Annotated in this window: 19 protein-coding genes and 1 pseudogene; 2 read left to right on the plus strand and 18 right to left on the minus strand. The window is 71.7% G+C overall.

Features of this window, described 5'->3' with window-relative positions; all coding sequences use genetic code 11:
- Positions 1-39 precede the first annotated feature (39 nt).
- The 11 genes from ACFYSH_RS20320 to ACFYSH_RS20370 all read right to left on the minus strand — a co-directional run bounded on the left by ACFYSH_RS20320 (position 40) and on the right by ACFYSH_RS20370 (position 11,767).
- On the minus strand, positions 40-1,590 hold the full coding sequence (locus ACFYSH_RS20320) for a family 43 glycosylhydrolase (RefSeq protein WP_388754231.1): 1,551 nt from the start codon (positions 1,588-1,590) through the stop codon (positions 40-42).
- Positions 1,587-2,411, minus strand: coding sequence for a PmoA family protein (locus tag ACFYSH_RS20325; RefSeq protein WP_359474781.1), 825 nt, complete (start codon positions 2,409-2,411; stop codon positions 1,587-1,589). Before ACFYSH_RS20325 ends, ACFYSH_RS20320 begins: the two co-directional genes overlap by 4 nt.
- Positions 2,408-3,580 carry a Gfo/Idh/MocA family protein gene (locus ACFYSH_RS20330; protein WP_388754234.1) on the minus strand — a complete coding sequence of 391 codons (1,173 nt, stop codon included), beginning with the start codon at positions 3,578-3,580 and terminating at the stop codon, positions 2,408-2,410. The genes ACFYSH_RS20325 and ACFYSH_RS20330 overlap by 4 nt, the downstream gene beginning before the upstream one ends.
- Positions 3,577-4,068 carry a hypothetical protein gene (locus ACFYSH_RS20335; protein WP_388754236.1) on the minus strand — a complete coding sequence of 164 codons (492 nt, stop codon included), beginning with the start codon at positions 4,066-4,068 and terminating at the stop codon, positions 3,577-3,579. Before ACFYSH_RS20335 ends, ACFYSH_RS20330 begins: the two co-directional genes overlap by 4 nt.
- Positions 4,069-4,073: 5 nt before the next feature.
- Positions 4,074-4,991, minus strand: coding sequence for a carbohydrate ABC transporter permease (locus ACFYSH_RS20340; protein ID WP_104789980.1), 918 nt, complete (start codon positions 4,989-4,991; stop codon positions 4,074-4,076).
- Positions 4,988-5,926, minus strand: coding sequence for a sugar ABC transporter permease (locus ACFYSH_RS20345; RefSeq protein WP_359474788.1), 939 nt, complete (start codon positions 5,924-5,926; stop codon positions 4,988-4,990). The genes ACFYSH_RS20340 and ACFYSH_RS20345 overlap by 4 nt, the downstream gene beginning before the upstream one ends.
- A gap of 122 nt (positions 5,927-6,048) precedes the next feature.
- Positions 6,049-7,794, minus strand: a complete 1,746-nt coding sequence (gene araD / locus ACFYSH_RS20350; RefSeq protein WP_359474791.1) for an L-arabinonate dehydratase — start codon at positions 7,792-7,794, stop codon at positions 6,049-6,051.
- The gene (locus ACFYSH_RS20355; protein WP_359474893.1) at positions 7,791-8,693 is read right to left on the minus strand and encodes a dihydrodipicolinate synthase family protein; all 903 of its coding nucleotides are present in this window, start codon (positions 8,691-8,693) and stop codon (positions 7,791-7,793) included. The genes araD and ACFYSH_RS20355 overlap by 4 nt, the downstream gene beginning before the upstream one ends.
- Before the next feature lie 50 nt (positions 8,694-8,743).
- Complete coding sequence (locus ACFYSH_RS20360; protein WP_359474794.1) at positions 8,744-9,400, minus strand: GntR family transcriptional regulator; 657 nt, start codon at positions 9,398-9,400, stop codon at positions 8,744-8,746.
- A 232-nt stretch (positions 9,401-9,632) separates the two neighbouring features.
- On the minus strand, positions 9,633-10,808 hold the full coding sequence (locus ACFYSH_RS20365; protein WP_388754241.1) for a hypothetical protein: 1,176 nt from the start codon (positions 10,806-10,808) through the stop codon (positions 9,633-9,635).
- On the minus strand, positions 10,805-11,767 hold the full coding sequence (locus ACFYSH_RS20370; RefSeq protein ID WP_359474800.1) for a 5-dehydro-4-deoxyglucarate dehydratase: 963 nt from the start codon (positions 11,765-11,767) through the stop codon (positions 10,805-10,807). Before ACFYSH_RS20370 ends, ACFYSH_RS20365 begins: the two co-directional genes overlap by 4 nt.
- A gap of 355 nt (positions 11,768-12,122) precedes the next feature.
- Between ACFYSH_RS20370 and ACFYSH_RS20375 the strand changes: the two genes are divergently transcribed.
- Positions 12,123-12,932, plus strand: a complete 810-nt coding sequence (locus ACFYSH_RS20375; protein ID WP_359474803.1) for an NAD(P)-dependent oxidoreductase — start codon at positions 12,123-12,125, stop codon at positions 12,930-12,932.
- Between the two features lie 96 nt (positions 12,933-13,028).
- On the plus strand, positions 13,029-14,234 hold the full coding sequence (locus ACFYSH_RS20380; RefSeq protein WP_359474806.1) for a TerD family protein: 1,206 nt from the start codon (positions 13,029-13,031) through the stop codon (positions 14,232-14,234).
- Positions 14,235-14,346: 112 nt separating this feature from the next.
- On the opposite strand, the gene ACFYSH_RS20385 is transcribed toward ACFYSH_RS20380, so the two are convergent.
- From ACFYSH_RS20385 to dapD, 7 genes and pseudogenes are all read right to left on the minus strand, one after another.
- Positions 14,347-14,577, minus strand: coding sequence for a hypothetical protein (locus tag ACFYSH_RS20385; protein ID WP_014156926.1), 231 nt, complete (start codon positions 14,575-14,577; stop codon positions 14,347-14,349).
- 296 nt (positions 14,578-14,873) lie between these two features.
- On the minus strand, positions 14,874-16,346 hold the full coding sequence (locus tag ACFYSH_RS20390) for an alkaline phosphatase PhoX (protein WP_359474809.1): 1,473 nt from the start codon (positions 16,344-16,346) through the stop codon (positions 14,874-14,876).
- A 285-nt stretch (positions 16,347-16,631) separates the two neighbouring features.
- Positions 16,632-18,950, minus strand: a complete 2,319-nt coding sequence (locus ACFYSH_RS20395; protein ID WP_388754246.1) for an esterase-like activity of phytase family protein — start codon at positions 18,948-18,950, stop codon at positions 16,632-16,634.
- Positions 18,951-19,114: 164 nt separating this feature from the next.
- Positions 19,115-20,587: a hypothetical protein gene (locus ACFYSH_RS20400; protein WP_388754249.1), complete on the minus strand. Its 1,473-nt coding sequence runs from the start codon at positions 20,585-20,587 to the stop codon at positions 19,115-19,117.
- 122 nt (positions 20,588-20,709) lie between these two features.
- Positions 20,710-21,410: pseudogene (locus ACFYSH_RS20405) on the minus strand (antibiotic biosynthesis monooxygenase); the annotation flags it as partial.
- A gap of 81 nt (positions 21,411-21,491) precedes the next feature.
- Positions 21,492-22,133 (minus strand): DUF4232 domain-containing protein, encoded by a 642-nt coding sequence (locus ACFYSH_RS20410; protein ID WP_388754252.1) that lies wholly within the window; start codon positions 22,131-22,133, stop codon positions 21,492-21,494.
- A 359-nt stretch (positions 22,134-22,492) separates the two neighbouring features.
- Positions 22,493-23,491: a 2,3,4,5-tetrahydropyridine-2,6-dicarboxylate N-succinyltransferase gene (dapD, locus tag ACFYSH_RS20415; protein ID WP_359474822.1), complete on the minus strand. Its 999-nt coding sequence runs from the start codon at positions 23,489-23,491 to the stop codon at positions 22,493-22,495.
- Positions 23,492-23,543 lie beyond the last annotated feature (52 nt).

Raw genomic sequence — 23,543 nt, forward strand, 5'->3', positions numbered from 1 at the left:
GCGGTGCGGCGCCGAGGTACTCGCGCACGCGGGGCGGGATCAGGTGGTGCGCGGTCCTCCGGTGGTGCGGAATGCGGTGAAGCCGGCGGTGCCGGACGGCCCGTCGCCGGCCGGTGCGGTGGCGAAGAGGCCCAGCAGCGCGCCGACCCAGCGCCAGGGGGTGGCGGCGAAGACCTGGCCGGAGGCCCGGAAGCCGGCCCCGTCGCCGGTGTCGGCGTGGAAGCGGCAGCGGGCGCCCCGGGTGACGTCGATCCGGACGCGGACGGAGGCTTCGGGGGCGGGGCGGGGGTGTTCGGCGTCCCGTTCGTGTTCGGCGACGCTCTCGGCGTACCGGTGCACGAGCCGGGCCGTCCCGTGGGGGCCGGCCTCCAGGCCGATCCACGAGAAGGCGTCCCCGAGGATGGCGAGTCCGGCCTTGGCCCCCGGCTCGTCGGTGTCCAGTGTGATGCCCACCTCGACGGAGAACTCCTCGGCGGGCAGCCGCTGCACGAGGACGCTGGGCAGGGCGCGCAGATCGTGCGCGTACGCGGTCCGTACGCAGCTGAGGCGCAGCCCGTCGTCGCCGTGCCCGACGGTCCAGCCGGGCCGGGGATTGGCCGTCCACTGCCACTGGCGGCCGTACCGCCCGCCGGGGAAGTCGTCGCTGGAGGCCGGTGCCTCGGCGGCCTGCTCCGGGGCCTTCGGCCGGCGGTGCGTGAGGACGGGCTCGCCCTCGTCGCCGATGACCGGCCAGCCCCCGTCGTCCCAGCGCATCGGCTGGAGGTGGACGACGCGCCCGTACGCCCCGCGGGACTGGAAGTGCAGGAACCAGTCCTCTCCGGCGGCGGTCCGGACCCAGGCGCCCTGGTGGGGACCGTTGACCTCGGTGCTGCCCTGGGCGAGGACGACCCGGTGCTCGTACGGGCCGTCGAACGTCCGCGAGCGGAAGGCGCCCTGCCAGCCGGTCTCCACTCCCCCGGCCGGGGCGAAGATCCAGAAGTAGCCGTCGTGCCGGTAGAGCTTGGGTCCTTCGAGGGTGAACCAGCCCGGGATCGTGTCGGCGTCGATCAGGGTCGTGCCCTCGTCGAGGAGCTCGCGTCCGTCAGGGCTCATCCGGTGGCCGGTGAGCCGGTTCTTGATGCCGGAGCGGGACTTCGCCCAGGCGTGCACCAGGTAGGCCTCCCCGGTCTCCTCGTCCCACAGGGGGCAGGCGTCGATCAGGCCCTTGCCCGGCTTGACGAGGTGCGGCGCGCTCCAGGGCCCCCGGATGTCCTCGGCGTTGATCTGCTGGATGCCGTGGTCGGGGTCGCCCCAGAAGATCCAGAAGCGTCCGGCGTGGTGGCGCAGCGAGGGCGCCCACACCCCGCAGTCGTGGCGGGGCACCGCGAATTCGGCTTCCGGTCCCAGCCGTTCCAGGGCGTGGCCGACGAGCGTCCAGTTGACGAGGTCGCGGGAGTGCAGCAGGGGCAGTCCGGGGGCGCGGCCGAAGCTGGACGCGGTGAGGTAGTGGTCGTCGCCGACGCGCACGACGTCCGGGTCGGACCAGTCGGCGTTCAGGACCGGGTTGCGGTAGGTGCCGTCCCCGAGGTCTGCCGTCCAGGGAAGCGTCATGCGGTGACCGCCTTACGGACGTGGGCGGCCGCGGTGTCCCGGTCGAGGCGTCCGTCGGCGACGACGGTGACGACGCGGCGTACGACGGTGGCACCGGCCGCGACGGGAAGCCGGCGGTCCGCCGCGAGGGAGGAACCGACCCCCGGGTATTGCGTGGTCCGTACGAACCACGGGTCGCGCCGGGTCTCCTCGGTCGCGCCGGCGAAGACCAGCGTCCAGCCGTCCCCCACGAGGGCGAGCCAGTCGGCGGCCTTGCCGTGCACGGCTTCCTCTCCGTCGAGCGTTCCGCTGAACACGGCGGGCGGAGCGGGCTCCTTGGGGGCGCGCCAGAAGAAGCCGCCGTATCCGGCGCCGGGGCGGCCGTTGGTGGCGGGGCTGCCGATGGAGAGGTCCGTGCCGCCGCGGTTGGTGAGGGAGAAGGAGAGGTCCAGCGCCCAGGCGGTGCCGGACAGTTCGGTCGCCGCGACCGTGCGGTGCTCACGCAGCAGCTCGGTGCCGTCGGCCTCCCAGCCGAGCTCCTCCACGAAGCCGTCCGGGTCGCGGAGTTTCCAGCCGAGGTGGCGCTGCACCCCGTGGTTGTCGAGCTCGGTGGGGCCCTGGTCGCGGACGTAGGTGCGCCCGCCCCAGAAGTTGCGTCCGGCCACGTCGGGCACCGCGACGGAGAGGCCCAGGTGGTGGATGTGGTCGGCGGGACGCTCCTCGGTGACGGGGGTGCCGGCGAGAGTGGTGACGGGATGCAGATACGGCCGGCTGCCCGCCTCCGGCCCGTAGCTGTAGCGGCCGACGGGGCGTCCGGCGCAGCTGAGGAGTGCGGTGGTCATGGGGTGCTCACCTCGCTGGGTCGCGCCCAGGAGGCGCCTAGTTCGGAGAAGAGGGTCAGGGTGTCGGCGGCGGCGGCGACCGTGCCGTCGATGCCGCGGACGATGCGCCGTACGCCGTCGCCCTGGTCGGCGGGCCGGGTGTGCCAGACCGTGTCGGGCAGCGCCGTGGGCTCGGGGGCGGTGCGTACGGCTTCGAGGACCCGCATGAACGCTCCGGTGCGCTCCGGCGGTACGAGGAGCGGGGTGCCGTGCTCCAGGTGGTCGACGAGGTTCTCCAGGAGGTCGGTCCGCCCGTGCACGGCCTCCTCGGGGCCGTGTCCGGCGCGCTGGACGAGGACCCGGTCCTGCTTGTACCAGAAGGTGATGCGTCCGCGGTCGCCGTGGACGATCACGTACGGCTCGCCCGCCTCCTCGGCGCAGAGGGTGACCGCGACGGTCACCGGCATGCCGTCGGTGGTGGTGACGCGGACGCAGCTGGTGTCGTCGGACTCGATGTCATGGGCCCGGAACAGCTCGGTCTCGATGGACGCGACGTCCTCGGCCGTCCCCCGGCCGGCCAGCTCCAGTGCGGTGGCGACGGCGTGGGCCAGCGGGTTGGTGAGCACCCCGTCGACCACGTCGGTCCCGCCCATCCTGCGGCGTCCTGCCCACGGTGCCCGTCGGAAGTAGGCGTCGTCGCGGACCCAGGCACCGGCGGCGCCGATGCCCCGCACGGTGCCGATGGCTCCGGAGCGTACGAGGTCCTCGATGGCCGGCACGGCGTGCGAGCCGAAGGACTGGAAGCCGACCTGGCAGGCGATGCCCGCCTCCCGTACGCCGTCGACCATGCGGGCGTAGTCGGCCCAGGTCGCGGCGGGCGGCTTCTCCAGGAGGAGGTGGACGCCCCGGGCCGCCGCCGTCAGGGCCAGCGTGGTGTGTGTGGGGATGGGGGTGCAGATGACGGCGGCGCGGGCGCCGGTGGAGTCCAGGAGGGCACCGAAGTCCGCGGACTGCTCGGGCATCTCGTCGGCGAACATCTCGAGTTCGCCGTCGGTCAGCGGACGCAGTTCACAGATCCCGGCGAGCCTGACGAGGCCCTGGTGCTGGAGGCGGCGGAGGTTGGCGAGGTGCCAGCGGCCGTGGCCGCGGGCACCGGCCAGGACGACGGGCAGGGGTGTGGTGCTGCTCATGCGGCCCTCCCCGCTCCGGCCTTGCGGGCGTCCTCCTGCGGTCCGGAAGGCTTGGCGCCACCCCACGTACGGGGGTCGTAGGCGGCGAGGTCGTAGCCGCCGGTGGCGTAGTCGGCGCGGTCCAGCCGCCGTCCCCGGTCGTCGGTGTCGGCGTCGATCGGGCCCGCCACCCGGATGATCTCGGGGACGGAGCTGCCGCCGTCGAGCGCCGCGACGAGCTGGGCGCGGTTGCGCACGGTGAGGACGTGGTCCTCGTCGGCGGCCGAGCCTCCGGTGGTTCCCGTGCCTTCGGCGGCCCAGCCGTCGTTGTCGGCGAGCACCTCCCGGCCGAGATCCCGGGCGGGAGCCCCGCCGGTCGCGGCCGCCTCAGGCTCCGTGTCCGGTGACACGGTGGCCGCCTGGGCACCTGGCGGGAGGGCCGGACCGCCCAGCAGGGCGAGCGCGGCTCCGGCGCGGCGCACCGTAGGGGGGCGGAGCTTCCAGGTCATGTGTGTCATCCCTTCACGGCGCCGGCGCTGAAGCCGGTGATGAGCCACTTCTGGATGAAGGCGAAGACGATCACCACGGGCACGGCGGCGATGACACCGCCCGCGGCCAGCGCTCCCAGGTCGACGCTGTCGGCGCCGATCAGGGTGTTGAGGCCGACCGGGATCGTCTGCTTGTCCTGTTCGCTGAGGAACATCAGCGCGAACAGGAAGTGGTTCCAGCTGTGGACGAAGGCGAACGACCCGACCGCGATCAGCCCGGGGCGCAGGAGCGGCAGGACGACGGCGCAGAAGGCCTTGAAGCGCGAGCAGCCGTCCACCCAGGCGGCCTCTTCCAGGGAGACCGGCACGTTCTTGATGAAGCCGCTGATCAGGATGATCGACAGGGGGAGCTGGAAGACGGTCTCCGCGATGACGACACTCCCCAGGGAGTTGATCATCTGGAGGTTCTTGAAGATCTCGAAGAGCGGCACGAGCATCAGGGCGCCCGGGATGAACTGCGAGCAGAGCAGCGCCAGCATGAAGGCGCCCTTGATCTTGAAGTCGAACCGGGCCAGGGCGTAGCCGCCGGCCAGCGCGACGAGGGTCGTGGCGATCAGCGTCGCGACACCGACGATCATGCTGTTCTGGAAGAAGAGGGCGAAGCTCCGCTCGTTCCAGACCTTGGAGAAGTGGTCCCCCGTCATGGGCCAGGGCACCAGCGAGGTGGAGCCGGCGGGCCGTACGGCGAAGAGGAACATCCAGTAGAACGGGATGAGCGTGAAGAGCAGGTAGATGCCGAGCGGCACGTAGATCTGCCAGCGCGGTACGTCGTCGAAGGCTCGCTCGCGCTTGGTGCGGCGGTGCGAGGAGGGCGGCGGGAGGTCGTTCCCCCCGGACGGTCCCGGCGTGCGGGCGTCCTTCTTCTCCACGAGTGCGGCGGTCACTTGTTGTCGCCTCCGAACTTGCTCAGGCGCAGATAGACGATCGAGCAGAAGAGGAGGATCACGAAGGCGACGGTGGTGAGCGCGGAGGCGTATCCGAAGTCGTGGCCCTCGATGCCTGTGTTGGCGACGTAGAGGGGCAGGGTGGTGGTCTCGCCCGCGGGCCCGCCGCCGGTGAGGGTGTAGAGCAGGTCGACGTTGTTGAACTCCCAGACCCCGCGCAGCAGGGTGGCCAGGATGATCGCGTCGCGCAGGTGCGGGAGCGTGATGTGGAAGAACTGCCGCATCCGGCCCGCGCCGTCCACCGACGCCGCCTCGTACAGCTCCCTGGAGACGGACTGCAGGTCGGCGAGGATGAGGATGGCGAAGAAGGGGACTCCGCGCCAGAGTTCGGCGATGGTCGCCGCCCAGAACACGGTCCCGGTGTCGGAGAGGACCGAGGTGCCGTACTCACCGATCCCTGCGTCCGCGAGGTAGCGGCTGAAGCCGGTCGAGGAGTTGTAGAGCAGGATCCAGATGGTGCTGGTGAGCACCCCGGAGACGGCCCAGGGCGAGAAGACCATGGCGCGGGATATGCCGCGTCCTATGAAGGTCTGGTTGACGATCAGCGCGAGGGCGAGGCCGAGTGCCAGCTGCAGGGTCACCTGGGTGAAGACCCACTGGGCGCTGAAGCCGAGCGTCGGCCAGAACTGCTCGTCCTCGGTGAAGATCCGGGTGAAGTTGTCGAAGCCCGCGAAGCCGTTCCTCCACGGCTTGGTGACGTTGTAGTCCTGCAGGCTGTAGTAGAAGACGCTGACCACCGGATAGGCGATGAAGCCCAGCATCAGCAGGCCCGCTGGCGCGATCAGCAGATACGGCAGGCGGCGGGGGGTGGCCGAGCGGCGCTTGGGCGCCTTCCCCTTGGGGGGCGGTGTGGCCACGGCTGCGGATTGGGCCATGACGCGTCTCCGATCTCTGGAAAGTGCTGGATGTGCCGTTCTTTCGGTGCGTGGTGCAAGCGCTTACCGTTAGCCGTTCGGCATCCCGGACGGGGCGGCGCGCGGAATTCTCTTCGCCCGGTTCAGCCCGCGTACGGGTCGGGCACTTCTCCCTGGCGGGCCAGGAACGCGAAGTCGCATCCGGTGTCGGCCTGGGTGATCTGGTCCTGGTAGAGCGCCCCGTAGCCACGTCCGTAGCGGGCGGGCGGTTCGGTCCAACCGGACCTGCGGAGCTCCAGCTCCTCGTCGGACACGTCGAGGTGGAGCAGCCGCGCCTCGACGTCCAGCGTGATCAGGTCACCGGTGCGGACCAGGGCGAGGGGCCCGCCGACGAAGGACTCGGGGGCGATGTGCAGGACGCAGGCCCCGTAACTGGTGCCGCTCATCCGGGCGTCGGAGAGCCGCACCATGTCCCGTACGCCCTGCTTCAGCAGGTAGTCCGGGATCGGCAGCATGCCGTACTCGGGCATGCCGGGGCCGCCCTTGGGGCCGGCGTTGCGGAGCACCAGCACATGGTCCGGGGTGAGGGCCAGGGCCGGGTCGTTGATGGTGCGCTGCATCTCCTTGTAGTCGTCGAAGACGACCGCGGGACCGGTGTGACGCAGCAGGTGCGGCTCGGCGGCGATGTGCTTGATGACCGCGCCGTCCGGGCAGAGGTTGCCGCGCAGGACGGCCACACCGCCCTCCTCCGCCAGCGGGTTGTCGCGCTCCCGGATGACGTCGGTGTTGTGGACGAGCGCCCCGTCGAGCTGTTCCCGCATCGTGCCGTGCGTGACGGTGGGCCGGTCCAGGTGGAGTACGTCGGTGAGCCGCGCCAGGAATCCGGGCAGCCCTCCGGCGAAGTGGAAGTCCTCCATCAGGTACTTCCCGCCGGGGCGGAGGTTGGCGAGGACGGGCACGGTGCGCGCGATGCGGTCGAAGTCGTCCAGGGTGAGCTTCACCCCGGAGCGGCCGGCCATCGCGATCAGATGGATGACGGCGTTGGTGGATCCGCCGAGCGCGAGCACGGTGGCGACCGCGTCCTCGTAGGCGTCCGCCGTGAGGATCTGCGACAGCTTCAGTTGTTGCCACACCAGTTCGACGATCCGGATCCCGGACTGCGCCGCCATCCGGTCGTGACCGGAGTCCACGGCCGGGATGGACGAGGCTCCGGGCACCGTGACGCCCAGCGCCTCGGCGGCGGCCGTCAGGGTCGAGGCGGTGCCCATCGTCATGCAGTGGCCCGGCGAGCGGGCGAGCCCGTTCTCCAGCTCGGCCATCTCGCAGTCGCCGATCAGACCGGCCCGCTTGTCGTCCCAGTACTTCCACATGTCCGTGCCGGAGCCCAGGACCTCGTTGCGCCAGTGGCCCGGAAGCATCGGCCCGGCGGGTACGAAGACCGTCGGCAGGTCGACGGACGCGGCGCCCATCAGCAGCGCGGGAGTGGACTTGTCGCAGCCGCCCAGCAACACGGCGCCGTCGACGGGGTAGGAACGCAGCAGCTCCTCCGTCTCCATCGCCAGCATGTTGCGGTAGAGCATCGGGGTCGGCTTCTGGAAGGTCTCCGAGAGCGTGGAGACCGGGAATTCGAGCGGGAAGCCGCCCGCCTGCCAGACGCCCCGCTTGACCGCCTGCGCGCGGTCGCGCAGATGGACGTGACAGGGGTTGATGTCGGACCAGGTGTTGAGGATCGCGATGACCGGCTTGCCCAGGTGCTCCTCGGGGAGGTAACCGAGCTGCCGGGTGCGGGCCCGGTGGCTGAACGAGCGGAGCCCGTCCGTGCCGTACCACTGGTGGCTGCGCAGCTCCTCGGGTGCGATGCGGCGGCTCTCCGTACCGTTGTCGGTCATACGGACCACCCGGCGACCAGGCCGGCGACCTCGGCGCGCTGTTCCTCGGGCAGCGCCCGGCTCGGCGCGCGTACGTCGCGGCGGCAGAGCCCGAGCGAGGCCAGGGCCTCCTTCACGACCGTCACGTTGTTGGCGGACTGCCGTTCGGAGCGCAGGTCCTCGAAGCGGCGGATCTGCTCCCAGACCTTCATCGCGGCGAGGTAGTCGCCCGCCCGCAGGGCCTCCAGCATGGTGAGCGAGACACCGGGTGCGACGTTGACGAGCCCGGAGGTGAAACCGGTGGCGCCGGTGGCGAAGTAGGAGGGGGCGTAGAGCTCGGCGAGTCCGGCGACCCACACGAACCGCTCAAGGCCGGCGTCCCGGGCGAACGCGCCGAAGCGGGCGGCGTCCGGGACCGCGTACTTCACACCGATGACGTTGGGGCAGCTGTCGGCGAGCTCGGCGAGGCGCTCACCGGCGAGCAGCGGGTTGCGGACGTACGGGACGACACCGAGCCCGGGAACCGCCTCGGCGATGGCCCGGTGGTAGTCGATCCAGCCGTCCTGCGAGACGTAGGGGTGCACCGGCTGGTGCACCATCACCATCTCGGCCCCGGCGTCCCTGGCGTGCTCGGCGGCGGCCACGGCGGTCGGCACGTCGTGGCCGACGCCCACCAGGACGGTGGCGCGGCCACCGGCCTCCTCGATGGTGAGCTCGGTGACGGTGCGCCGCTCGTCGGGGGTGAGTGCGTAGAACTCACCGGTGTTGCCGTTCGGGGTGACGATGCGGACGCCGCCGTCGAGCAGCCGCCGCAGCAGAGCGCGGTGCGCCGGGACGTCGATGCTCCCGTCCTCGGCGAACGGGGTCACCGGGATCGCCACAACGTCTGCGAGGGCCGCCTTCAGCGGGGAGAGGTCCATGCGGACCAGCCTTTCGTCGAGGTGCTGGTGTGTCAGGTCCAGCTGGTGGTTCACGCCGTGTCACCCCCGTCTTCGTCGTCGGGGAAGGCACGGCGTACGAACGATGCGATGTGGTCGTGCAGAGCCCCTACGGCGGCTGTCGTGTCGGCGGAGAGGGCGAGCCGCAGGATCTCGCGGTGCTCGGCCGCCTCGCGCTCCCAGGACGGGTTCGCCGACCAGGCCACGGTCGACACGAGTGCGGCCTGGTCGCGGATCTCGTCGAGCATCCGGGCGAGCAGCGGGTTGCCGCAGGGCAGGTAGAGGGCCCGGTGGAAGTCCCGGTTGGCGAGCGACCTGCCCGCCTGGTCGAACGCCGAGTCGGCCCGCTCAAGGGCCTCCTGGGCCGCTTCCAGCGAGACCTTGCGGGTGATGGAGCGGCGCAGCGCCTCCGGCTCGAGGAGCAGGCGCACGTCGTACACCTCCCGGGCCATGGTCGCGTCGACGAGCCGCACGGTGGCGCCCTTGTACTGGCTCATGACCACGAGTCCGGTCCCGGCGAGCGTCTTCAGCGCCTCACGGACGGGCGTCTTCGACACCCCGAACTGTGCGGCGAGTTCGGTCTCCACGAGCGCCTGCCCTGGCTTCAGCTGCGCGGTGAGGATCGCGTGCTTGATCGCCTCCAGCACGTACTGGGTCCTGGACGGAATCGGGGCAGGCGCAAAGGTCATGGGTGAAGAGCTCTCACATCTCGCGTATCGCGTCTCATATATGACGTACGAAGTACGACGCGATGAAGCTAGAGCGGTGGGAATGTTTCGTCAACGCTTCTGGCAAAAGAAGTTCCGTGGACATGGAACCGGCACCGGCCCCCGCGCGGCGCGGCGCACCCGGACGCGAAGAGCGCAGGCCCCCGGCGGCGTGCCGGGGACCTGCGCTCGAACAGCTGTGGACGCTGCGGGATCAGCCGCGGCGGAGGGCGCCGGCGACGGCGCTCAGGTCCGGCCCTGAGGCCAGGCCCGCGTGATACAGGCGCAGTTCGTTCGCGCCGAGCGAGGCCGCGTGCGCGGCGTCCCGTTCCAGGGTGCCCGGGTTGCCGCCCATGCCGCTGACCACGTTGAAATTGGCCGCCAGCACGCCGGAGAGCCCCGCGAACGGCCCGAGCACCGCCTCGCGTGCGGTGTCGCCTCCGGTGCAGGGCAGCACGACGCCGTCCGCCGTGGCCAGGATGTGGGCGGGGTCGACCCCCACGTTGGCGCCGGCGCGGTAGGGCGCGGGATCGGCGTGCAGCAGGACCTGGAAGTCCCGCCCCGCAGCCTCGGCCCGTACGGCGGCCACGGCTGCCTCCTGGAGGCCCCTGGCGACCTGGACGCGCCATCGCAGGGTGGTTTCGGCGAGTCCGGCGCCGAGCAGCTTCTCCACCCCGGACCAGCCCTGCTCGGTGGATCCGGCGCCGGCCCAGAGCGGCGCCAGGGCCTTGCGCACCGCGACGCGCAGCTCCTCGCCGTCCAGCCCCACCGAACCGTAACCGGCCTGGCAGTCGGCGCAGAAGCAGAGGGACATCAGATACTGCGCCGCGTCCCCGAGGACGATCCCGGAGGTCTTGTCGTGGGCGTGCAGATGCGCGAAGCCGTACCAGCCGAGTGACTCCAGCTCGGTGCCCGACGCCCCGGGTCGTACGGCCGCCTCCGCCGCGAGGTCCACCAGGAAGGCGTGCACGGCGGGCTGCGCGATGCACGGCGCCCAGGGGTAGCGGTCACCGTAGGCGTTGACCACGGAGGTGTCCGGATGCTCGGCGCCCAGGCGGGAGTTGTGCGCGAGGACCACCCAGGAGTGCACCTGGAGACCCGCCCCCGCCAGGGCCTCGGCCGCCTCGGCGTACGGATCCTCGCCCGCCACCCAGGACTGCGCGTACGGGTGCAGCGCACGCCCCGCCCAGCGCGTGGCGTCCGGCGGGTAGAGCACGGCGGCGTGCTCGGCGGTGACGATCCGGTGGTGCGGGTGGCGCGGGGTCAGGGCCCGGGTCGAGTGGTAGGCGGAGGCGAGCGTCACCTGCTGGACGCCGAGACCGGCGAGTCGGTCGGCCGCCTGCGGGTCCCCCACGACGTCCCAGGGGTACAGGAAGGCCGACGTCTTCACTTCACCCCCTCCGCGCCGCGGTGCTTCTCCAGCAGCGTGCGGCCGTTCGCGATGATCGCGGTCAGCTCCTCGACGTGTGCGGGCGGGAGGTCGGTGAGCGGGGTGCGCACCGGGCCGACGGCCAGGCCTTCGAGCCGGACGGCCGCCTTGACGAGCGCCACCGCGTAACCCCGGCCCTTCGCCCGCAGTTCGACGAGCGGCCGGTAGAAGTGGTCGAGCAGCGCGTTGACCTGGTCGTCGTCGCCGGATTCCAGTGCCCGGTAGAAGGCCAGGGCGATGTCGGGTGCGAAGGCGAAGACGGCCGAGGAATAGAGCGTGACGCCGATGCCCCGGTAGGCGAGCCCGGTGAGCTCGGCGGTGGGCAGCCCGTTGAAGTACAGGAAGTCCTCGCCGGGCAGACCGGTGCGCACGGCGCTGACGATGCGCTGCATCAGGTCGAGGTCGCCGTAGCCGTCCTTGAGACCGATGATCCCGGGGGTCCTCGCCAGGGCGATGACGGTCTCCGGAGTGAAGACCGCGTTGTCCCGCTGGTAGACGACCGTCTCCAGGGAGGTGGCGGCGGCGAGGGCGGTGTAGTGGGCCAGCAGCCCCTCCTGACCGGCGACGACCAGGTAGGGCGGCATGGCGAGGAGCCCGTCCGCTCCCGCCTCCTCGGCGAGCTTCGCGTACTGGATCGCGAGCGCCGTGCCGTAGCCGGCGCCGGCGACGACGGGCACCTGCCCCGCGGTCTCCTCGACGGCCGCCCTGATGACGAGCCGGAACTCCTCCGGGGTCAGGGCGTGGAACTCGCCCGTGCCGCAGCAGGCGAAGACGGCCGCGGCCCCGGCGTCGACGCCCGCGCGCACGTGCGCGCGGAAGACGTCGAGATCGACGGCACCGTCCGGCCCGTAAGCGGTGACGGGGAAGAAGAGCGGCCCGGCGACATCGGTGAGTCGGGCGGCAAGGGGGGCTGAGGTCACGGGCGCTCCCTGAACGGATTCCGGTGTGCACCATGGGTGTGCACAATTATGATCGGTGTCCATATTCATGAACGACGCCACGCTAAGCCAGCGTCGCGGCGCCGGTCAAGCCATGAGCACCCGACCCGAGGCGGACAGGTCGACCCCGAACGGCACTTGACGCGGTCGTCACGAGTTCTTACTTTGTCCACGCATGTGAATGCCGTCCCCGAAGCTGCTGTACCGGGCGGTCGCGTGACATCCGCGTGCCGCCGTTCCGTGATCTGGCGTACGCCCGGTCCCCGCAGCACAGCACCGCATCGCACCGTCCGCGCACGCCGTCCGCGCCCCGCGCCCGCACCGAGGAGATCCTCGTATGCCAGCTCCCCGCACCGTCCTCCTCACCGGCGCCGCCGGTGGTCTCGGCACCCTGATGCGGGGGCTGCTTCCCGCGTACGGCTACGACCTCCGGCTCTTCGACGTCGCCCCCGTCGAGGGCGAACCGGACGCCATCACGGCCGACCTCGGCGACAGGGCAGCGCTGCGGGAAGCGATGCGGGGCGTGGACGCGGTCATCCACCTCGCCGGCATCTCCCTCGAGGCCTCGTTCGACAAGATCCTGCGCTCCAACATCGAGGGGACGTACAACCTCTACGAGGCCGCGCGCGAAGAGGGCGTGGGCCGCATCGTGTTCGCCTCCTCCAACCACGCCATCGGCTACACCCCGCGCCCGCTCGACGGGGACCCGCTGATCCCCGTCGACACCCCTCGCCGTCCCGACACCCTCTACGGCCTGTCGAAGGCCTTCGGTGAGGACCTCGCCCAGTTCTACTGGGACAAGCACGGCATGGAGACCGTCTCCGTGCGCATCGGCTCCTGCTTCATGGAACCGACGTCGGTGCGGATGCTGTCCGTCTGGATGAGCCCCGGCGACGGAGCGCGCCTCTTCCACGCGGCCCTCACCGCCGAGGACGTGCGGCACACCGTTGTCCACGGCTCCTCCGACAACACCCGCCTGTGGTGGGACCTGACGACGGCCCGCTCCCTCGGCTACGACCCGCAGGACGACTCCGAGCAGTACGCCGACAAGCTCGTCGCCGAGCACGGCGAGCTGGACCCGGACAATCCCGACCACGCCCACCTCGGCGGCCACTTCGTCACGAACCCGCCCATCTGGCCTCACTGAGCTCCCGCGACCGGGCCCGCGGCGGGCGCTGGGCCGTACGGTGCGAGCCCCTGAAGGTAAGGGAACGGCAAAGCCGGGTCGTTCGTTACCCCGTGCATGACCGCAATGACCCCCGGCTCGAACATCCCTCTCTCCGCCGCCCGCGTGGCGGTGGACGTCGCCGCCCCGGTGCGGCTCGACGTCTCGGGCCTGCTGCTCACCGCCGACGGCAAGGTGCGCTCCGACGACGACTTCATCTTCTACAACCAGCCCTCGGGCCCCGGTGTGACCTACCGCTCCGGCGGCGGGTCCGCGCCCGACGCGATCGTGGTGGACACCACGGCGGTCCCTCCGGGCATCGAGAAGATCGTCGTCACGGCGAGCCCCGACGCGGCGGGCCAGACCTTCCAGGGCGTCGAGCCCACCGCCACCGTGCGCAACGCGGACGACGGCAGCGCGCTCGCCACCTTCACCCCGCCGCAGCTGGGCGGCGAGACGGCACTGGTGGTCATCGAGATCTACCGGCGCAACGGCGCCTGGAAGGCCCGCGCGGTCGGTCAGGGCTATGCGAACGGGCTGGCCGGCATCGCCACGGACTTCGGCGTCTCGGTGGAGGAGCCCGCGGCGGCGCCCGCGCCTGTCGCACCGCCCGTCGCACCGACGGCCGCGCCCGTCGACCCCCGGATCGCCCCGCCTGTCCCCGCCGCACCACCGGCACCGCCCGCACCTGTCGCCGCCGGCTCCGGCAAGATCAACCTCGACAAGGGGCGGGTCAGCCTCCAGAAGAACCAGACGGTCTCCCTGGTCAAGGGCGGCAGGCCGCTGCTCTCGCAGGTCAAGATGGGCCTCGGCTGGGAGCCCGCGTTCCGCGGCAAGGACATCGACCTCGACGCCTCGGTGATCGCCTTCGGCCCCAACCGCAATCACCTGGACAGCTGCTACTTCGGCAAGCTCTCCATCCTGAACGGCGCGATCAAGCACTCCGGGGACAACCTCACCGGCGAGGGCGCGGGTGACGACGAGGTGATCGTCGTGGACCTCGGCCGGATCCCCGCGGACGCGACCGGCCTGGTCTTCACGGTGAACTCGTTCACCGGACAGAAGTTCTCCGAGGTCGCCAAGGCCTACTGCCGGCTGATCGACGCGGCCACCGGCGAGGAGCTGGTCCGCTTCGACCTCACCGGTGCGGAGCCGCAGACCGGCGTGATGATGGCCAAGCTGATCAAGCAGTTCTCCGGCGAGTGGGAGATGACCGGCATGGGCGAGTTCGTGAAGTCGCGGACCGTCCGCGGCATGGTCAAGCCCGCCGCGAAGGCCCTGTAGCGCCACCGCCCGCCCCGGAAACGGCTTCCGGGGCACCCGCGCGGGTCTCCCCGTCAGGTGCCCCGGATCCGGAGAGTCTCCGGTGGGACGCTGTGTGTGCTCGTCCGCTTTCTCAGAGCTTGGTCAGCTTGGAGTACGGGCTCAGGATCCTCCCCTGTCGCCCCGAGAAGTCGATGAGCACTGCGTCGTTGTCGCCCTCGACAGCAAGGACTCGGCCGAGTCCGAACTGGTCGTGCGACACCCTGTCGCCCACATCGAAGCATTCGACCGGTGGGGCCGCCTGGGCCGGGCGGTTGAAGGGACTGGAAGGCAGGTGACGCCGGGAACCGGCTGACTGTTTCATTACGGTCGAGTATGCGCCCTGTAAGCGCCCGACGCCATGCCCGACCGCTCCGGAACGGGCAGAAGTGCCGCATTCGTAATCAGCGGTCCCGGGGCCGGTCCGTGCTCCCGCCCGCCTCCCGCAAGGGGCGACGGGCGGGACGCCTCGTCGGAAAGCCCCCCGAAGGTGTGGCGGTTCTCGCGTCCCGACGGCGTGTGACGGCCACCACGTCGACACGGTTCGGCCGGGCGGTGGCCCGGCGGCGTCCGCGTGCGCGGCGCGTGCGGGACGTCCCGTCGCGCGCCGCCGTGCGGGTGTCAGTGCTTGTTCGACTGACGCTTCCACGGGCCGGTGATGGCGACCATGATGCCGGGGTTCTGGATGTTGGCGAACAGCGTCTTGCCGTCCGGGGAGAAGGTGACCCCGGCGATCTCACTGTAGGAGGGGTCGTCCTCCGTGCCGGAGTTGAGGTCGTTGCGCGCGATCGGGTAGGTGCGACCGCTGTCGGTGGCGCCGAAGAGGTGCTGGATCCCGTTGCCGTCCTCGGATATCACGATGCCGCCGTACGGGGACACGGTGATGTTGTCCGGTCCGTCGAAGGCGCCGTCCACGGACGGGTCGGGGTTGACGCCGAGGAGGACCTTGAGGGTGATCGTGCGGCGCTTGGGGTCGTAGAACCAGACCTGGCCGTCGTGGGCCACGGGGCTCTCACCCCGGGCGAACGAGGAGACGAAGTAGGCTCCGCCGTCGCCCCACCACATGCCCTCGAGCTTGCGGCCGCGGGTGACCTCGCTGTCGGTGAACTGCTTGCGCACGGAGACGGTCTTCGCGTCGCGGTCGGGTACGTCGGCCCAGTCCACACCGTAGACGGTGCCGATCTCCGTGGCGCGGGACAGGTCGTCGACGAACGCGCCCTTCTTGTCGAAGCACTTCGCGGCCTGGAGGACACCGGCGTCGTCGGCGAGGGTGCGCAGCTTGCCGCGGCCGTGCTTGAAGCCGTGCGGCGGGACCCAGCGGTACAGCAGTCCGTTCGGGCCGGACGCGTCCTCGGTCAGGTAGGCGTGTCCGCGCTTGGGGTCGATGACGACGGCCTCGTGGGCGAACCGGCCGAAGGCCTTGACGGGGCGCGGGTCACGGTTGGCGCGCCTGTCGTACGGGTCGACCTCGAAGACGTAGCCGTGGTCCTTGAGGAGACCGTTCTTGCCGGCCCGGTCCTCGGTCTCCTCGCAGGTGAGCCAGGTGCCCCACTCCGTGCTGCCACCCGCGCAGTTGGTCGACGTACCCGCGATGCCGACCCACTCGGCGGTGCGGCCGTCGCGGCGGGTCTCCACGACCGTGCAGCCGCCGGCCGCGACCGGGTCGTAGACGAGGCCCTCGGTGAGCGGGACGGGGTGGGCCCAGCCGGCCCGGGTGCCGCTCAGCTCGTGGTTGTTGACCAGGAGGGTGACACCGCGGGGGCCTTCGAAGGCGGCCGTACCGTCGTGGTTGGAGGGGGTGAACTCGCCGCTCTCGAGCTTGGTGACACCACTGTGCGTGACGACCCGGTACGTGAATCCGGCGGGCAGCGCGAGGAGGCCCTTCGGGTCGTCGATCAGCGGGCCGTAACCCGGCTCCTTGCCGTGCCCGTGCCCATGGCCCTTCCCGTGGTCCCCGTCGCCCTGGTCGTGCCGTGCGTCGTCGGCGGCCAGCGCGCCGGGGGCGGTCGCCAGTGCCCCTACGGCTCCGGTGAGGGCGATGCCCGCGCCGGTGAGCGCGGACGATCTGGTGAATTCCCTGCGGGTGAAGGACATCGAGGACTCCTGCTGCGAAATGACCGAGTGGTTGGCGCGATCACGTTCCCTCCCCCGCACCAACTCCAGCTGAACACCGCCCGGCGCACGGGGGGCTTGTACCTCAACCCGTCCCCCGTACCAGGAAGAACCCGGACAGACATGCGAGCACCATCGGCCAGGCGCGGCCCGCGTCTGGCCGAAACACACCGGCCCGGTGGGCTGCTTGAGACGGTGGACTGCTGGAGACGGACCGGGCCGCCTGCACCGCTGGGGTGGAGGCGGCCCGGTCCGTCTCTCACGCACTCAGTCGCGGCCGAAGACCTTGCGTGCGGGGCCGAGGTCGAGGAAGACGGTCTCGCCCGTGGAGTCGTCCAGACCGTCGTTGTCGGTGACGGCGTAGACATGGCCGTCACCGCCCACGGTGAGGCCTTCCAGCTTCTCCTGGGTCCAGCCCTTCGTGGCCCGCAGGTCGGGCAGCACGTCGTGGGCGAGGGTCTTCGGCAGGACGGGGAGCGCGCCCCGCGGTGCGGCGGTCCTGGGCAGGTCGACCGTGTAGATCCGCTTGACCCTGGCCGCCGGTCCGTTCAGCTTGTCGCGTTCGATGACGGCGAGCCTGTTCCCGACCACGGTGATCTCGGACAGCCCGATCCAGTCGCCGTCCGTGGTGGTGGTGCCGAGCCGGTAGCCGTACCAGCTCCAGGTGCCGGCCCGGACGTCGTAGCGGCCGAGCCGGACCACGCCGGCCGGGTCGGTGCCGGCCTCGCGCTGGAGTGCCGCCCAGACGATCTCGCGACCGTCCCGGTCCGTGGTGGCGGTGACGCCTTCGAAGCCCTGCGAACCGAGACCCGAGGCGACGTCGGACGGGATCGGAACGACCTGCTGGGTGACGCCGTGACGGTCCAGGCGCACCAGCTGGTTACCGGGGCCCTTCTTGCCCTCGACAGCCAGCCAGAAGCCGCCCTGCGGGCGTGCGTGGATGCCTTCGGCGTCGTACCCCACGGGCTTGCCGGCGGCGTCCTTGACGGTGAGCTCGCGCTTGATGACGGCGGGCTCGCCGCCCGCGTCGACCGTGAGGACGCGGGTGCTGGAGTACGCGGCGTCGGTGACGGTGTACAGCTCGTCGGCGCGGCCCGGTACGGCCGACAGGGCGCCGAGCGCGCCCCAGCCGAGGGGGGCGCCGGTGGAGTCGTCGGCGGACACGAGCGAAGGCGAGGAGGGGACGCCCTTGCCCAGACGGAACAGGCTCACCGTGGCACGTACGCCGGCCTCGGCGTCGTCCTCCTCGCTGGAGACCGCGAGCAGTCCGCGCGAGGGGATCGGCAGCAGGCCTTCGGGGCCGTTGGTGGCGGGCAGCACCTGCTTGAACACCGGCCGGGTGGGCCTGCTGACGTCGTAGACGGCGACGAAGTTGCTGCGCTCGGAGCCGACGAAGGCGTAGCGCACCCCGTCGTACGTGGCGACCGCCAGCCCTTCGGGCTCGGTGCCCTTGTTCTCGGAGCGGTCGTCGTTCAGCAGGCCGTGGCGCGCCGCCAGGTGCTCGAAGGTGTTGCCCGCGTCCCAGGCCACCTTGCCGGTGCGGCTGTCGAAGACGGTCCAGCCGCGGGTTCCGCCCTTCCAGTCGCCCTCGTTGGCGGTGGCCAGGTAGCGGTCGTCGATCCAGCCGAGCGCGTCGGGTTCGCGCGGTACGTCGCTGATGGACCCGGTCCGGTCGATGACGCCGTCCTCGACGGTGTCGATGCCCTCGACGGAGGCAGTGCCGGCGGTGAACGCCTTGGTGAGGCGCCCCGACGCGAGGTCGATCAGGACGACGCCGTTGTTCTCCTGGAGGGTCACGGCGAGCTGACCCCGGCTGTTGACGGAGACGTACTCCGGCTCCGGGTCGGTGGGCTCGGCGATCCCGGCGGCCACCAGTGCGGGCAGCGCGGAGCCGTCATCCCCGGTCAGCGGCACCGCGCGGGTGGTCCACCGGGCGGGCGAGGGGTTCTTGAGGTCGACGATCTGCACGAAGCCGGCGGGTGCCTGGGGGAGGTCGCCCTCCTCGCCGCCGGCCGGCGTGGCCTCCTCGTCACGCTCGTTCTCGATGGCGACGGCGGCGTACCGCTCGTCCTTGCTGATCGTGATCGAGTCGGGCTGGCCGGCCAGGTCGTGGCTGGCCACCCGCTCACGCGTGGCCAGCGAGATGACGTCGAGGCGGCCGGACGGCCGGGTGTGGCTCGCGCTGGTGTTCACCACGACCAGCACGTACCGGCCGACGACGGACACCGAGGTCGGCTCGTCCTCGGCGTCGCCCAGTTCGGCCAGGGAGAGCGTGCCGAGCCCCTTCGGCCGGCCGGCGTCGCTGATGTCGAGGAAGCCGATCCGCTTGGCCGCGGCGTCCGTGTGGATGAGGGTGCGGCCGTCCTCGCTGGTCGCGGAGATCTCGGCGACCGTCTGCGCCGCGGCGTCCTCACCGGCCGGCCGGTTCCGGAAGACCGGGTAGGTGGCGGTACGTTCGAAGGCCACCGGCTTCGGTCCGCGGTCGCCGCCGTGCGGCTGACCCGCGTTCGCCGTACCTGCGCCCGCCAGGGTGCCCGCGGTCACGGCCAGAACCGCGAGTGCGGCACAGGTTCTCTTCGGGAGCATCGTTCCTCCGGTTCGGTTCACTGCGGAACCGGATGCTCGCAGCAGCGGGCCATGACCGATGGGCGGCCCGGTGAACGGACGGCGAAGATCAGGAACACCCCGGGAGACCGCCGGCGGACCGGCGCGACCGCGGCAGCCCGCCGCGGCCGTGCCGCACCCGCGCCTCAGCCCTTCTGCCTCGACCGCGCCTTGTACGCCGCCTTGCGGGCGGCCTTCGCGGCGCCACGGTCGCTGTGGATGCGGCCCATCGCCTCCAGGACCTCGGCGGTCGCGGGGTGGTCGACCCGCCAGACCTCGTCGAAGAAACCGCTGTGCTGGTCGGAGAGGCCCTCGACCAGCCCCTGGAGCTCGTCGAGTTCGCCGTCGGCGTCCAGTTGCGCGGCGATCGTGTCCACGGCCAGCCAGAAGATCATCGACTCCGGCGGTGCCGGCACGTCCGCCGAGCCGCGCTCCGCGAGCCAGACCCGTGCCAGCCCGCCCAGTTCGGGGTCACCGAGCACCGCGCGGACCGCGGGCTCGGCCTCCGGCCCGACCAGGGCGAGGGCCTGCTGGCAGTGGAGCCTGCGCAGGGGTGCGCGCCGGTCGCCGCCGCGCGCGGCGCCCAGGAGTTCCGCCGCCGCGGACTCCGCCCCGTCCGCCCCGCGGCGGTCGAGCCACAGACCGACCTCGGTGCGCGCGGCGTCCTCGGGGTAGTACGCGATGCCGTCGAGGAGGGCGTCGGCCCCCTTGTCGGCGAGGTCGCCGACGGCCGGCGCGTCCACGCCGGCCTCCAGCATCCGCTCGCGGATGCCGTAGAGGCCGAGCGGGGTCAGCTTCACCATGCCGTAGCGGGTGACGTCCTCGTCGTCGGCGGGCGGCGTCGCCTCCTCGCCCTCTTCCGTCAGCAACGTCTCGTCCACCGGCTGGTAGGCGACGATCCCGATGGGTTCGAGGACCCTGAACTGGTCGTCCAGCCGCATCATGGCCTCGGAGACCTGCTCCAGGACGTCGTCGGTGGGCTCGCCCATGTCCTCGGGCACCACCACGGACGCTGCGAGGGCGGGCAGCGGCACGGGGCCGTCGGAGGGCCCGGCCTCCGAGAGGGTCAGCAGATAGAGGTTGCCGAGCACCCCGTCCAGGAATGCGGCCTCCTCCTCCGGGTCCCAGTCCAGGGCGTCGAAGTCGACGCTGCCGTCCTCGCCGATGAGGTCGGCGAAGTCGTCGAAGGCCGGGGCGGTGGCGTCCGCGTGTACGGCCTCCAGGCCGTCGAGCCAGATCGCCAGGACGTCCTGCGGAGATCCCGAGGTGAGCAGGGCCAGGTTCTCACCGGCCGTGACGGTGCCCTCCGCGTCGCCGTTCCCGTCCTCCTCCCCCTCCTGCGGGTCCTCCACGTCGACGAGCCCGGTGTCGACGGCGAGGCGCCATGCCTCGCTGGCGTACGCCGCACCGTCCTCGTCGTCGCCGAGACCGAGGTGCTGGGCGGCTGCGGGCAGCTGCGCGTCGACGAGCTCGCCCCCGGGGCCCACCCGGGTGTCGGGGCCCGCCCAGCGAGCGAGGCGTGCGGCACGGGCGAGCAGCGGAGCGGCCAGCGCGTCCCGTGCCAGCTCGGCCTCGGTGTGCAGCCGCACCGGCGGCAGGGAGGGGCGCTCTGCGGACATCAGGGGGTCTCCTCGGGGCATGCGCGGGCTGTGTGCAAGGGGCCCGGCCCGGCGTGTAGCGGGGCCTTGGCCGCCGCCCCAGCGTAGACGCTTTTCGTCCCGTGCCGCCCGGTTCCCTGCAGTCCCGCATCGAGGCTGAACGCGGGCGTGTGACGGCGCACGCTACTGCCTTTCAGGCCGGGGTGGTTCTGGACCCGGTGCCATTGCGGTGTCCTCGATCCGATCCCGTCGCCCGAGGCGGCGAGTGCGTCGACGTGGGCCTGTGCGCACGCCCACTCGGCGTGGTCGAGCACCCGGGTCCCGTCCGTACTGACGTGGAAGTGCGCCGAGATGCCGCCGGGCGCCGGCGCCGCATCGGAGTCGAGCGCCTCGAACACGGCGTCCGCCCATTGCCGTTGACGGGTCCGGTCCGGTCCGTCGAACTCGATGTCGACGATCACGACGCAGCCCGGCTCCCGGGTGTCGTCCTCGTTCACCCCGGAGCGGTACGGCTCGAACGCGCGCAGGCCGACCCGCTCGATGCCGGGCACGGCCGCGTCGATCTCGGCGACACGCTCGTCACGGCCCGCACGGGCGAATTCCCGGTGGGCGTCCTCGTCGGCCCACCGGGAGTGGTCGAGCAGGGTTCTCCCGTCGTCACCGGTCAGGACGTTGTACGACAACAGCCCGGGGTGCGGCCACTCACGGGTCCCCCATGCGGCACGGACGGCCTCGACCGTCCGTCGCTGCCTTCGGGGGTGCCTACGTCCCAGGTGCCGACCGTGACGACGCCCCCGTCGGAACGGGTGAGATCGGGGCGGGAGTCGAACCGTACGGACGGCATGGCGTGATCCTCTCCGGGCGTGCCCCTCGGCGCGCCTCGCTCACACCCTCGTACGTCAGGCGCACGTGACGTCAAGGCCGGTCAGCCGGTCGTCCCCGCCCGCCAGGCCGTCGTGTTCAGCTCGTCCATCAGGCGTATGTCGTGGCCCTCCAGCGGAAAGACCCGCGCCCCCGTGTCCGGTGCGGCGGCGATCTCCAGGGCGTCGCCCTCGATGAGGTCGCCACCCTCCTTGGTGGAGACCCAGGCCAGCGTCGACCGGACGCTCGCGCCGGGCTTCAGCATGACCTCTTCAGGCCCCTCGTCGTTGCCGGACATCGATCCGCCGGCGTTCACGGGTACGGGGATGCGCTCGCCCTCGTCGCCCAGCGCGCGGACGGACGGGTAGCCGTACACGCGGTAGGGCTGCGTCCCGCAGTTGGTGAGCGTGAGGGTGACCGAGCGGTGGAACATCGCCGTCTGGACGGGGCCCATGTCCACGACCACCCCGGAGGCGGGGCAGCCGTCGGCCGACGGAGCGGGGGTGGGCGCGCCCTGGGCGGACGCGTCCGTCGTGATGCCGGCGTCCGCCGGCTCCGTCGTGCCGGTGGGGCTCGTCGTGCCGGTGGGGCTCGTCGTGGGGCCCGGTTCGCCCTCCCCCGCGGGCACCAGGAATCCGGCACAGCCGGACAGGGTCAGCACGGCCGCCGTGAGCACGGCTGCCGAGATCGTTCTCCGTACGCGCATGCCGAGTTACCCCACCCCTGGAACGTTCCGTCGCCACTGCGTTCGATCATGCCAGACCGTGCCCGCCGTCGAGCGTCTCCCTGCGTCCGGCCCCGGCCCGGTCCGCGAACCGTTGCAGCCCGCCGACCGCGAGGCGACCGACGGGCTGCGGAGGGTGCACGAGGAACTCCTCGCCGCTACCGACTAGGGCGTGTTTCGAAAGTGACGCCGTCCGCCCGAAGGGCGGGCCTGGCGGCGTCTGGTGCGTGCGATCGCAAGGCGGAGGGTCGCCCTGATACTGGATGTACCGGGGTGATCCCGACAACGCGGCGAGCGTGCGTGCCAGGCGTCGCCAGGCAGGCGGGAATTTCGAACACGCCCTAGTTGTGACTGTGCAGGATGTCGTTGAGCCCGCCCCACACCGCGTTGTTCGGGCGGGCCTCGACGGCGCCGGTGACCGAGTTGCGGCGGAAGAGGATGTTCGAGGCGCCGGACAGCTCGCGCGCCTTGACGACCTGCCCGTCCGGCATCGTGACCCGGGTGCCCGCCGTGACGTAGAGCCCGGCCTCGACGACGCACTCGTCGCCGAGTGCGATCCCGATGCCGGCCTCGGCGCCGATCAGACAGCGCTGCCCGATGGCGATGCGCTCCTTGCCGCCGCCGGACAGCGTGCCCATGGTGGACGCGCCGCCGCCGATGTCGGAGCCGTCGCCGATGACGACGCCCGCGGAGATGCGGCCCTCCACCATGGAGGTGCCGAGCGTGCCCGCGTTGAAGTTGACGAAGCCCTCGTGCATCACGGTCGTACCGGAGGCCAGGTGAGCTCCGAGGCGCACCCGGTCGGCGTCGGCGATCCGCACGCCCTTGGGCGCGACGTAGTCCGTCATACGGGGAAACTTGTCCACCGAGGTGACCTGGAGGTGCAGGCCCTCGGCGCGGGCGTTGAGCCGGACCTTCTCCAGGTCGTCGACGGCGACCGGGCCCAGCGAGGTCCAGGCGACGTTGGCGAGGAACCCGAAGATGCCGTCGAGGTTCTGCCCGTGGGGCTGGACGAGACGGTGCGAGAGCAGGTGCAGGCGCAGGTAGGTGTCGTGCGCGTCGAGCGGCTTGTCGTCCAGCGAGGAGATGACCGTGGACACGGCGACGACCTCCACCCCGCGGCGCGCGTCCACGCCGAGGGCCTTGGCCGCGCCCTCGCCGAGCCGGTTCACCGCCTCCTCGGGGCTGAGGCGCTGCGTTCCGGCGGGACCTGGCTCGGTGGTGAGCTCGGGGGCGGGGAACCAGGTGTCGAGGACGGTGCCGTCACCGGCGATGGTGGCGAGGCCGGCGGCGACGGCGCCGGTGGTGCGGGCGGAGCCCTGGGAAGTCGTGTCGGTCATGGACAAGAACTTATCCGCCGGAGCCCCGTGCGGGCGAACCGGTCTCGGCCGC

The organism is Streptomyces sp. NPDC005791, from assembly GCF_042871485.1.
GTDB lineage: Bacteria > Actinomycetota > Actinomycetes > Streptomycetales > Streptomycetaceae > Streptomyces.

Excerpts from the sequence above, each read along its gene's own strand:
- ACFYSH_RS20320 (WP_388754231.1), bottom strand. The coding sequence starts at position 1,590 with ATGACGCTTCCCTGGACGGCAGACCTCGGGGACGGCACCTACCGCAAC.
- ACFYSH_RS20400 (WP_388754249.1), bottom strand. The coding sequence starts at position 20,587 with ATGTCCGCAGAGCGCCCCTCCCTGCCGCCGGTGCGGCTGCACACCGAG.
- ACFYSH_RS20390 (WP_359474809.1), bottom strand. The coding sequence starts at position 16,346 with ATGTCCTTCACCCGCAGGGAATTCACCAGATCGTCCGCGCTCACCGGC.
- ACFYSH_RS20355 (WP_359474893.1), bottom strand. The coding sequence starts at position 8,693 with ATGGACCTCTCCCCGCTGAAGGCGGCCCTCGCAGACGTTGTGGCGATC.
- araD (WP_359474791.1), bottom strand. The coding sequence starts at position 7,794 with ATGACCGACAACGGTACGGAGAGCCGCCGCATCGCACCCGAGGAGCTG.
- ACFYSH_RS20330 (WP_388754234.1), bottom strand. The coding sequence starts at position 3,580 with ATGAGCAGCACCACACCCCTGCCCGTCGTCCTGGCCGGTGCCCGCGGC.
- ACFYSH_RS20380 (WP_359474806.1), top strand. The coding sequence starts at position 13,029 with ATGACCGCAATGACCCCCGGCTCGAACATCCCTCTCTCCGCCGCCCGC.
- ACFYSH_RS20345 (WP_359474788.1), bottom strand. The coding sequence starts at position 5,926 with ATGGCCCAATCCGCAGCCGTGGCCACACCGCCCCCCAAGGGGAAGGCG.
- ACFYSH_RS20335 (WP_388754236.1), bottom strand. The coding sequence starts at position 4,068 with ATGACCTGGAAGCTCCGCCCCCCTACGGTGCGCCGCGCCGGAGCCGCG.
- ACFYSH_RS20385 (WP_014156926.1), bottom strand. The coding sequence starts at position 14,577 with ATGAAACAGTCAGCCGGTTCCCGGCGTCACCTGCCTTCCAGTCCCTTC.
- dapD (WP_359474822.1), bottom strand. The coding sequence starts at position 23,491 with ATGACCGACACGACTTCCCAGGGCTCCGCCCGCACCACCGGCGCCGTC.
- ACFYSH_RS20395 (WP_388754246.1), bottom strand. The coding sequence starts at position 18,950 with ATGCTCCCGAAGAGAACCTGTGCCGCACTCGCGGTTCTGGCCGTGACC.
- ACFYSH_RS20375 (WP_359474803.1), top strand. The coding sequence starts at position 12,123 with ATGCCAGCTCCCCGCACCGTCCTCCTCACCGGCGCCGCCGGTGGTCTC.
- ACFYSH_RS20360 (WP_359474794.1), bottom strand. The coding sequence starts at position 9,400 with ATGACCTTTGCGCCTGCCCCGATTCCGTCCAGGACCCAGTACGTGCTG.
- ACFYSH_RS20325 (WP_359474781.1), bottom strand. The coding sequence starts at position 2,411 with ATGACCACCGCACTCCTCAGCTGCGCCGGACGCCCCGTCGGCCGCTAC.
- ACFYSH_RS20410 (WP_388754252.1), bottom strand. The coding sequence starts at position 22,133 with ATGCGCGTACGGAGAACGATCTCGGCAGCCGTGCTCACGGCGGCCGTG.